The 10,374-nt window shown below is 71.6% G+C and carries 9 protein-coding genes; 7 read left to right on the top strand and 2 right to left on the bottom strand.

What is annotated here, in order from left to right; all coding sequences use genetic code 11:
- Nucleotides 1–825, top strand: an 825-nt coding sequence (locus AWQ68_RS43780; RefSeq protein WP_169809022.1) for a DUF8757 domain-containing protein, incomplete at its 5' end; no start/stop codon positions are given.
- Here the strand turns inward: AWQ68_RS43780 and AWQ68_RS31200 are convergent.
- Both AWQ68_RS31200 and AWQ68_RS31195 read right to left on the bottom strand, forming a co-directional pair.
- Nucleotides 734–1,189 carry a DUF488 domain-containing protein gene (locus tag AWQ68_RS31200; RefSeq protein ID WP_066947247.1) on the bottom strand — a complete coding sequence of 152 codons (456 nt, stop codon included), beginning with the start codon at nucleotides 1,187–1,189 and terminating at the stop codon, nucleotides 734–736. The genes AWQ68_RS43780 and AWQ68_RS31200 overlap by 92 nt on opposite strands.
- Nucleotides 1,183–2,298, bottom strand: a complete 1,116-nt coding sequence (locus AWQ68_RS31195; protein ID WP_066947245.1) for a hypothetical protein — start codon at nucleotides 2,296–2,298, stop codon at nucleotides 1,183–1,185. The genes AWQ68_RS31200 and AWQ68_RS31195 overlap by 7 nt, the downstream gene beginning before the upstream one ends.
- 174 nt (nucleotides 2,299–2,472) lie before the next feature.
- Here AWQ68_RS31195 and ybiA point away from each other — a divergent pair, with 174 nt between their 5' ends.
- The 6 genes from ybiA to recD2 all read left to right on the top strand — a co-directional run bounded on the left by ybiA (nucleotide 2,473) and on the right by recD2 (nucleotide 10,364).
- The gene (gene ybiA / locus AWQ68_RS46010) at nucleotides 2,473–3,486 is read left to right on the top strand and encodes a riboflavin biosynthesis intermediates N-glycosidase (protein WP_169809021.1); all 1,014 of its coding nucleotides are present in this window, start codon (nucleotides 2,473–2,475) and stop codon (nucleotides 3,484–3,486) included.
- Nucleotides 3,487–3,508: 22 nt separating this feature from the next.
- Complete coding sequence (locus tag AWQ68_RS31185) at nucleotides 3,509–5,137, top strand: ABC-F family ATP-binding cassette domain-containing protein (RefSeq protein ID WP_066947243.1); 1,629 nt, start codon at nucleotides 3,509–3,511, stop codon at nucleotides 5,135–5,137.
- A gap of 99 nt (nucleotides 5,138–5,236) precedes the next feature.
- Nucleotides 5,237–5,815, top strand: coding sequence for a dienelactone hydrolase family protein (locus tag AWQ68_RS31180; RefSeq protein WP_066947241.1), 579 nt, complete (start codon nucleotides 5,237–5,239; stop codon nucleotides 5,813–5,815).
- A 250-nt stretch (nucleotides 5,816–6,065) separates the two neighbouring features.
- Nucleotides 6,066–7,124, top strand: a complete 1,059-nt coding sequence (locus tag AWQ68_RS31175) for a TOMM precursor leader peptide-binding protein (protein WP_084464594.1) — start codon at nucleotides 6,066–6,068, stop codon at nucleotides 7,122–7,124.
- Nucleotides 7,121–8,227, top strand: a complete 1,107-nt coding sequence (locus AWQ68_RS31170; RefSeq protein ID WP_066947237.1) for a PqqD family peptide modification chaperone — start codon at nucleotides 7,121–7,123, stop codon at nucleotides 8,225–8,227. Before AWQ68_RS31175 ends, AWQ68_RS31170 begins: the two co-directional genes overlap by 4 nt.
- Before the next feature lie 34 nt (nucleotides 8,228–8,261).
- Nucleotides 8,262–10,364 (top strand): SF1B family DNA helicase RecD2, encoded by a 2,103-nt coding sequence (recD2, locus tag AWQ68_RS31165; protein ID WP_245656252.1) that lies wholly within the window; start codon nucleotides 8,262–8,264, stop codon nucleotides 10,362–10,364.
- Nucleotides 10,365–10,374: the final 10 nt, after the last annotated feature.

The raw sequence follows: 10,374 nt of genomic DNA, 5'->3' as shown, positions 1-10,374 counted from the left end.
CCGAATCCGTCGGAGACCTACGGGGAGACCGTGTGCGTCGCCGCCCTGCGGCTGGACATCGAGTATCCCGGCTGGATACGGCTCTACCCCATCAACTTCCGCGAGTTGGACGGCAACAGTCGTTTCCGGAAGTACGACGTCGTGACGGTGGAGGCCAAACCCGCCTCGAACGACCCCCGGGCGGAGAGCTGGCGACCTCGGGCGGACGGTTTCGTCGTGGAACGGCATCTCGACGGCTGGCCGAAAAGGATGGCCTACATCGACGACTACATCGAAACGTCGATGTGTGACCTCATCGCGGCGGTGCGGCGGCACCCCGCCGCCCGATCGCTGGCCGCCATCAGGCCGAAGGAGATCCTTTCGCTTGATATCGAACGCCATCCGGGCTGGACAGCCGCGGAGCAGCGGAAGATCGACCAGTACGTGCGACAACTCGGGCTCTTCGACTCCGGCCCACGTATGGCTCTCCAGGCCCCCAGATTCAAAGCGTGGTACCGGTACCGATGCCACTCCTCACACTGCAACACCCATCGACAGGGCATCTACGACTGGGAGTTGGTGGCCCTGCAGCGGAGCGTGGACAGCCGCGACGACGCGGGGGTCGAACAAGCTGTCCGGGAGAAGTTCTGGGACCTGATGTGCGCGCCCGATCGCGACACGATCTTCTACGCGGGCAACCAGCAGGCCCACCCGCAGAGCTCCATCGTGCTGGGCGTCGTCTATCCCCGGCGTCTCACAGTCCGGCGGCCGAACGAAACCGCTCTCGAACGGCCTCCAGCACCACGTCACGATGGCAACGCCGTTCATCGGCCTCGAAACACATGATCGCTACCGTCTCCCGCCGTGCCATCTCGGCGATCCGCTCGATGCACTGGCGCGCGCCGTCATCCGTCATCTGCCCGGCGTAGGTCAGCCGCGCGGCACGCAGTTCCGAGGCGCTGCCACCGAAACCCGCCCTGTTCCACTTGGGATTGCCGAGCGCCCGCATGTGCTCGTACGCGATACCGGCGCCGGCCAGGGCGGCGGCCAGCGCCGTCTTGCTGAAGCCGCGCTTGCGCGAGATCGGGTTCAGCCGGACGTCGACGAGCCGCGTCACGCCCTCCTGATGGAGCGTCTGGATGAACCCGTGGAGGTCGGCGCCTTCGTAGCCGATCCCGGTCAATCGCACCAGCGGCTGGATCGTCAGCATGGTTCGCACTCTCTCACGCCCGCTCCCTGCCCGTCACAAGGAACCCTCGACCCCGCCGGGCCGTACTCGGCGGCGATCTGCTCGCGGAGCTCGATGGAGAGGTGGGCGGCCGCCTCGAGAACGGCGGCCCGCTCCGGGTCCCGGCGTACGGCGTCGCCGATCCAGTGGGCGAGCGCGATGGCGATCCGGGGCTCCGGCCGGGACGCCAGCGCCTCCGCCGCCTCGGCGAACATCTCGACGGCCAGGCGGTCCCCGGCCTCCAGCAGGCGCAGCCGCGCCAGCGCCGCCTCGGCCACCGTGAGCGGCGCGGCGGGGAGCAGCCGGACATAGTCGGTGACGCGTTCCCCCAGCTCGTCGAGGGTGGGGTCGAGCCGGTCGTGCAGCTCGGTCAGCGCGGGCAAGGCCGAGGGGCCGTCGGCGAGCAGCCGCCCGACTACCCGGTCGAGGATCTCGGCCCGGTCGAGCAGGCCCTCGTGGACCATCCGGGCGATGACGTCCACCTGGGCTCCGAAGAGGGCCGAGCCCAGGCCGGCGAGGTCGAAGACGCGCGGTAGGAGCCGTACGAGCAGCGGATCGCGGGCAAGGCGCTCCAGGTCGGGCCGTCGCGCCGCGTGGCCGGCCGCGCCGAGGGAGCGGAGCCAGCCGACCACGAAGGCGTCGTTCGGGGGCGGCTCGATGCCGGTCTCGCGGATCAGGCTCGCGGCGATCCGCCAGTGCGGGATCTCCGCGCCCACCTGGGACGCCCGCAGCCGCTCGACCATCCGGCGAGCCAGATCCGCGCGCCACGGCTCGGGCCGCCGGCGCAGCACTCCGAGGATGCGTCCCGCGTCGGCGACGTGGTCGTCCCGCCAGCCGAAGTCACGCCGGTAGAGCCAGTTCGCCACGACGCCAGGACCCGGCAGACAGGCCGCGCCGGCCACCCGCAGGGCCGGGATCTGCGCCCGCCACTCCCACCAGCCGTCCGTGGTCCGCTTCAGCTCGGCCAGGTGGCGCGGCAACTCCGTCGCCACCGCCCTCCTGCCGCCCGTGTCGAGCGAGGTCACGAGCCGGAGGGTGCCCGCGGTGTCACCGGCGGCGATCCGCGCGGCGACCACCCGCCAGGGGGTCATGGGGCCCGCTCCGGCCGCCGCCCCGTCATGTCCGTCCGCACCGCTTCAGCCATGCCCTGGACCCTAATGATCACCTCCGACAAATCCTGGAGCTCCAGACCGTCGAAATCGCTTTGACCCCTGCGGCCCCGGCCGGGAAGGATCGGCGGAGCCGTCGGGTGAGGGGAACCAGAGATGCTGATCAGAGCGGCGCGGGCGGACGAGGCCGAGATCCTGAGCGAGCTGGCGATCCGCTCGAAGGCGTACTGGGGCTACGACGCGGCGTTCATGGCGGCGTGCGCGGACGAGCTCACCCTCGCGCCGTCCCAGGTCGAGACCGTACGCGCCACGGTGGCGGAGCGGGACGGGCGCGTCCTCGGCTTCGGCACCCTGGAGGGCGAGCCGCCCGAGGGGGCGCTCGGCATGCTCTTCGTGGACCCGGACGCGATCGGCGGCGGCGTCGGCCGTGCCCTGTACGAGCACATCGTGTCCGGGGCGCGCGAGCTGGGCTTCACCCGCCTGACGATCGACGCCGACCCGAACGCGGAGCCGTTCTACCTGGCCATGGGGGCGGTGCGGATCGGCGCCACCCCGTCCGGGTCCATCCCGGGTCGGGTCCTGCCGCTGCTGGAGGTCGCCCTCTCCGACGACGCCGCGCTGCCGCGATCCGTCGAGGAGGCGATCGCGGCCGAGCGGGCGGGCCGGCCGCCCCGCTACCTTTTCTTCTGGGGCCACCACCCCCGGCGGGACGGCGTGATCGGGCCGAGCTGCCTCAGCCAGTGGTGGGAGGCCCCGTTCACCGCCGACGGGCGGCTCTTCCGTACAGCTGAGCACTACATGATGGCGCACAAGGCGTGGCTGTTCGGGGACGAGGAGACGGCCGAGCGGATCCTGGCCGCGGGCCACCCGAACGAGGCCAAGGCTCTGGGCCGCGCCGTCCGCGGATTCGACGACGAGCTGTGGGCGGCCCGGCGCTTCGAGATCGTGGCGCGCGGCAACATCGCCAAGTTCGGCGCCGACCCGGACCTGACGGCGTTCCTGCTGGGCACCCGGAACCGGGTGCTCGTCGAGGCCAGCCCGTACGACCGGATCTGGGGCATCGGGCTGGCCGCGGACGACGAGAGGGCGGCCGGCGCGTCCACCTGGCGCGGGCGCAACCTGCTCGGCTTCGCCCTGATGAAGGCCCGCGACGCGCTCGGCGACGGCTGACGCCGATAACCTTGGAGTCCTCATGAGCGCCACTCTTGTCGGAAAAGACCTCACCGCCGGGCACGGCGACCGCGTGCTGTTCAGCGATCTCGATCTCGTCGTCGCCCCCGGGGACGTCGTCGGGCTGGTCGGGGTGAACGGCGCGGGCAAGTCCACGCTGCTGCGCCTGCTGGCCGGGCTCGACACCCCCGAGCACGGCTCGGTACGGCTCAGCCCGCCCACCGCCAATGTCGGCCATCTGCCGCAGGAGCCCGAACGGCGGCCGGGCGAGACGGTGGCCGCGTTCCTCGCCCGGCGGACCGGCGTGGCCGCCGCGCAGCGGGCCCTCGACGTGGCCACCGAGGCGCTGGCCGACGGCGACCCCGGCGACGCGTACGCGGAGGCGCTGGAGCGCTGGCTCGCCCTGGGCGGCGCCGACCTGGAGGAGCGGGCCGCCGAGGTGGCCGCCGAGCTCGGGCTCACGGTCGATCTGGAGCAGGAGATGACCTCCCTGTCCGGCGGCCAGGCGGCGCGGGCGGGGCTGGCGTCGCTGCTGCTCAGCCGCTACGACGTGTTCCTGCTCGACGAGCCGACCAACGACCTCGACCTCGACGGCCTCGACCGGCTCGAACGCTTCGTGACCGGGCTGCGCGCGGGCGTCGTCGTGGTCAGCCACGACCGCGAGTTCCTCGCCCGTACGGTCAACCGGGTCGTCGAGCTCGACCTCGCCCAGCGGCAGGTCCGCGCGTACGGCGGCGGCTACGACGCCTACCTGGAGGAGCGCGAGGTCGCCCGCCGGCACGCGCGGGAGCGGTACGACGAGTACGCCGAGACCAGGGCGTCGCTGGAGACCCGCGCCCGGACCCAGCGCGCGTGGATGGAGAAGGGCGTCAAGAACGCCCGCCGCAAGGCCCCCGACAGCGACAAGATCGGCCGGAAGTTCCGCTCCGAGGCCACCGAGAAGCAGGCCGCCAAGGCCCGGCAGACCGAGCGGGTGATCGAGCGGCTGGAGGTCGTCGAGGAGCCGCGCAAGGAGTGGGAGCTCCGGATGGAGATCGCCGCCGCTCCCCGCTCCGGCGCGGTGGTGGCGACGCTGCGCGGAGCGGTCGTACGGCGCGGCGGCTTCACCCTCGGCCCGGTGGACCTGCAGATCGACTGGGCGGAGCGGGTCGCGATCACCGGCGCGAACGGCTCGGGCAAGTCCACCCTGCTCGGCGCGCTGCTCGGGCGGCTGCCCCTCGCCGAGGGCGCGGCGGCGCTCGGCCCCGGCGTGGTCGTCGGCGAGGTCGACCAGGCCCGCGCCCTGTTCGAGGGGGACGAGCCGCTGCTCGACGCGTTCGGGGCGCTCGTCGAGCTTCCGCCGGCCGACGTCCGCACCCTGCTCGCGAAGTTCGGCCTGCGCGCCGACCACGTGCTGCGCTCCGCGGCCACCCTGTCGCCCGGCGAGCGGACCCGGGCGGCGCTCGCCCTCCTCCAGGCGCGCGGGGTCAACCTGCTCGTCCTGGACGAGCCGACCAACCACCTCGACCTGCCCGCGATCGAGCAACTCGAGTCGGCGCTCGCCGCGTACGAGGGGACGCTGCTGCTGGTCACCCACGACCGGCGGATGCTGGAGGCGGTCCACACCACGCGCCGCCTCCACGTCACCGCCGGCAGCGTCACCGAGAGCTGAGCCCGCGCCCACCCGGCACCTCAGGCGCCTGGTTTACTGGAGCCTTCACCTGCGAAAGCACACCTGGTCAGAGGTCTCGCCCGGTGGTAGACAGACCGCATGACTGAGATCGTCCTGTTCCACTCCGCGCAGGGCCTCCGACCCGGTGTCTCCGCCGCCGCCGACATCCTCCGGTCGGCGGGCCACACCGTACGCACACCTGACTACTACGACGGAGAGATCTTCGACGACATCGAGAGCGGCCTGCGCAAGCGCGACGCGCTGGGCTTCGCCGAGGTCGAGCGCCGGGTCCGGGAGATCGGCGCGGACATCCGGGAGCCCGCGGTTTTCGCCGGGTTCTCCCTTGGCGCGTACGCCGCTCAGCTCCTGGCCGCCACCCATCCCGCGGCACGCGGCGCGGTCCTGCTGCATGGCGGTGTGACCGCGGACGAGGTCATCTCCGGGCCGTGGCCGTCGACCGTTCCGGTCCAGGTCCACTACATGGAGCGCGATCCATGGATCGACGCCACCGAGATCGCCGAGCTGGGCCGCGCGGTCACCGCCGCCGGAGCCCGCTTCGAGGCGCACGTCTATCCCGGCGAGACGCACCTGTTCACCGACCCGGACCTCCCCGGATACGACCCCGACGCCGCCGCACTCGTCTGGCAGCGGGTCATCGATTTCTTCAAACCACTATGACTTGACATTACAAAATGAGTCATTGTGATTACCGCAGGTATTTGGGTCTCGCTTTTCCGGTGATCCTCCCCCTAAACTCTCGCCCGACCGGAGAAATCGACGGAAGGGGTTCCCCATGAAGATCGAGATCAAGAAGGTCGAAGAAGTCGAGACCACAGGGAACAGCAACAGCTGCTGACCGTCCCGTGGGGCCGCCGACGCCGACGCGGTGGCCCCACACCGTCTTCTTTCCTTTCCGGGAGCCCAGCCGATGCCTCGGGTTCAAGTGAATCCGGCTTTCCCTCTTTTTCTCGACGATTTCCAGGGACGGGCCAGGCTCGGAGACTTTCCTCCGACCGGGCAGATCCTCGAACCCGCCGAAGCACCCCTGCGCCACCTGCTGCGCCTGTGCGCGAACACGCCGCGCAGCAGGAAAGAGCTGTACGAACTGATCGACGACATCTCGCCGGATGACATCGACGCCGCGGTCGACACGCTGCTCGCCGCCCGCGTTCTGGTCGGCGAGGACGACGTGGCACGCCTGACCCGGGACGAGCGCCTCTCCCGCCAGGCCCTGTTCCTGTCCATGTTCCACCCCGCCGAGCGGGTCGAGGCGGGGCTACGCGAGCTGTCCGGGCTCGACGTCGCCGTGCTCGGCGTGGGCGCGATCGGCGGAGCCTGCGCCACCCAGCTGGTCACCGCCGGGGTCCGGACCCTCCGACTCGTCGACGACGACCGAGTCGAGCCGTCCAACCTGCATCGCCAGCACCTGTACACGCCCGAGGACGTGGGCGCGCCCAAGGTGGCCGCCGCGGCCCGAACGCTGCGCCGGTACCGGCCCGAAGCGGAGATCCGGACGCTGGAACGTCGCCTGTCCGGCGCGGAGGATGTCGCCGAGGCCGTCGTGGGCGCTGATTTCGTGGTGAACACCGTGGACACGCCGCAGCCGCACATCCGCAGGTGGGTGAACCGCGCCTGCGTCGAGGCCGGCGTGCCGTTCGTCACCGGGGGCTTCAACCAGCACGTCGGGCTGATCGGGCCGCTCGTGGTGCCGGGCGAGACCGCCTGCCTGGCCTGCCAGGAGCGGCAGCTCGCCGAGCGGTACGGCAGGCCGGAGCTGCCGACGCCGGAGAACGCCGGGCGGGTGACCCCCTCCTTCGGCCCGCTCTGCGCGGCCGTGGCCGGCCTGCTCGCCTCCGAGATCACCCGCTACGCCACGGGGACCGGGCCGTGCGCGATCAAGGGCAGGACGGTGTACCTTGACCTGCTGACCTTGGCCACGACCAGCCGCGACTTCGTCCGCATGAGCGACTGCGGAGTCTGCGGATGACGTCCGCGGACCTGTCCTTCCTCAGCGTCGTCGCCGACGGCCCGGACGACTACGTCATCGGCAACGGGGAGACATTCGTCAACGTACCCGCCGTCGCCGCCGCGGTGATCGAGCTGATGGACGGGACCAGGACCGCCGACGACGTCCGCGCCCGCGTGCGGGAGAGCCACGACATCGATGTGGACGTCGCCGATTTCGTCCGTGACCTGGAAGGTCTCGGCCTGCTCGCCCCGCCGCGGCGGCCGCCCAACTTCTGGGACCGGATCCGGCCCGAACTGGTGCGGCCGCTGTTCTCCCGGGCGGCCGACGCCGTGGTGCTGGCCGTGTTCTCCTGCGCGGTGGCCGCCGTCGTGGCGCGTCCGGAGATCCTGCCCACGTACACCGGGCTGGTGTGGGCCGACAGCCTCGCGTTCACCGTCGCCTTCGCGGCCGGCTCCTGGCTCCTGGTCTTCGTCCACGAGCTGAGCCACATTTTCGCAGCACGTTCTCTCGGGGTACGCGCCGAGCTTTCCCTGGGAACCAGGATGCAGTTCCTGGTGGTCCAGACCAAGGTAACCGGAATTTGGCAGACGCCACGAAGGGCGCGTTATCGCGTACATCTCGCGGGAATGCGGACGGATCTGTTCCTCTTCTCCGCCGGAGCCTGCGCGCTGCTTTTCACGGACAGCGGAGCCATACGCCTGGTGATGCTGATCTGCCTGTCACAGATCGTCTGGCAGTTTCTTTTCTTCATGCGTACCGACGTGTATTACGCGTACGCGAACCTGACCGGAGAAAAGAATCTCATGGAGGACGCCCAGTCGTATCTCCGGGCGGTGATCGGCCGCCGGCCGGCGCCGGGTGCGTCGCGGGGCGTCCGCCGGTACGCCTGGTTCCTCGTCGTGGGCCGCGTCCTCGGGCTCGCCTTCTTCGCCGGATACACGGTCCCCATCACGATCGCCGCGTGCCGCGGGGCGCTTGACGAGCTCGCCGCCTCCCCGGGCTCGCCGGCTCCGCTCGCCACTCTGGCGATCATCGCCCTCGGCTGGGTGCTGTACCTGTACGTGTTCGCCCGGCGGGGCGTACGGGCGCTGCGGGCGCGGAGATCGGCGGGTGCCGGATGACCTGCACGGGGGCGATCGTGTTTGGATTGCCCATGTGGAGGCGTCGGTAGAGCAGCTCGTGTTCGTCCGCGAGGACGAGTACACGGTCGCGCGGATGAGCGCCGACGGCGAGCCCTCGTTCGTCGCCTCGGGACGGGCGCTGGCCGGGGCGCAGCCGGGCGAGACGCTCCGGCTGACCGGCGAGTGGGACGACCACCCGCGGTTCGGCCGGCGGTTCGCGGCGACCGGATGCGAGCGGATCGTCCCGTCCACGGTGCGGGCGATCCGGCTCTACCTGGGCTCCGGCCTGATCAGGGGCATCGGGCCGCGTCTCGCGCAGGCGATCGTCGAGCACTTCGGCGAGTCCAGCCTGGAGGTCATCGACGACCGGCCCGAGCGGCTCCGCGAGGTCGTCAACATCGGCCCGGTACGGCAGGGCCAGATCGTGGCCGCGTGGCGGGAGCAGAAGGCGATCGCCGCGCTGATGGTGACGCTCCAGGGGTTCGGCGTCAGCCCGCTGCTCGCGACCAAGATCTACCAGGTGTTCGGAGCGGACGCGGCCGAGGTGCTGCGCTCCGACCCCTACCGCCTGGTCGGGCAGGTGCGCGGCATCGCCTTCGCCACCGCGGACCGGATCGCGCTGGCGTCCGGGGTTCCGGAGAGCAGCCCGCAGCGGATCAGGGCGGCGATCCTCGACCGGCTGGAGACGGCGGCGGCCCGCGACGGGCACTGCTACCTGACCATGCGGGCGCTCGTGACCCGCACGGTCGAGCTGGTGGAGCAGGACGAGGACCTCGTCCGCGCGACGGTGGACGCCCTGGCGAGCGAGCTGCAGGTCGTGATCGAGGACGGTCCCGTGGTGTACGCCAAGGGACTGCACACCCGCGAGACCCGGCTCGCCGCCGAGCTGGGCCGGCTCTGGCGCGCCCCGTCGACGCTGCCGATGCGCCGCTACGACGAGGACCCGGCGCTCGACGACGACCAGCGGGCGGCCGTCACGATGGCGCTGACCAGCACCGTCTCGGTGCTGACCGGCGGCCCGGGCTCCGGCAAGAGCCGCACGGTCCGCGCGATCGCGGCGACCGTGCGCGCGATGGGCGGCACCGTCACGCTCGCCGCGCCCACAGGGAAGGCGGCCAAGCGGCTCTCGGAGCTGACCGGGCTGCCCGCGATGACGATCCACCGGCTGCTCGCGCACCAGCCGGACCCGGACACGCTCTTCGACGAGACCCCGGCCGCCGCGGACCTGATCGTGATCGACGAGGCGTCCATGCTGGACCTGCACCTGGCCACCCGGCTCTGCTCGGCCGTCCCCTCGGGCAGCCACCTGCTGCTCGTGGGCGACCAGGACCAGCTTCCGAGCATCGGCCCCGGCAGCGTGCTCGCCGATCTGCTGCTCGTCGAGGAGATCCCCCGGGTGAGCCTCACCCGCGTCTACCGGCAGGCGGACGGCAGCGGCATCGTCGAGGCGGCCCACCGCATCCGGTCGGGCGCGCTGCCGTACATCCCGGGCGGCGGCGGTTTCTGGTTCGAGGAGCTGGACGACCCGGAGGCGGTCGCGGACCGGGTGGTCCACCTGGCGACCGAGGCGATCCCCCGCAAGCAGGGGGTCGATCCCGGCCAGGTGCAGGTGCTCTGCCCGATGCGCAAGGGGGCCACGGGCACGGTCGAGCTGGGCCGCCGACTCCAGGAGCGCCTCAACCCGCCCTCCCCCGGGGCGGCCGAGCACTGGTCGGGCGCCTCGGTCTTCCGGGTCGGCGACCGGGTGATGCCGATACGCAACGACTACGACAAGGGTGTCTTCAACGGTGAAACCGGCACCGTGACCGCCGTCCACCTGGAAGATCGCACGGTGGAGGTCCTGATCGACGACGGCGACCTCGTCTCGTACGGCTTCGACGAGCTCGACGACCTCACCCATGCCTACGCGGTGAGCGTCCACCGGGCGCAGGGCAGCGAGTATCCCTTCGTCGTCGCCCCTCTCGTGGCCGAGTCGGGCGGCATCATGCTGCGCCGCCGGCTCCTCTACACGCTGATCACGCGGGCCCGCTCCTGGGTCGTCCTCGTCGGACAGCGCGAGGCTCTGGAACTGGCGGTGCAGCGGCTCGGCCACCGGCGCAACACGGCGCTCTCCCACCGCCTGGCCGCCGTCCTGTGACCCGCCCCCG

Origin of the sequence: Microtetraspora fusca, assembly GCF_001570365.1 — a bacterium.
GTDB lineage: Bacteria > Actinomycetota > Actinomycetes > Streptosporangiales > Streptosporangiaceae > Microtetraspora > Microtetraspora fusca.
Note: the sequence above shows the minus strand (reverse complement) of the source record. Positions and strands in the feature narration are given on the sequence as shown.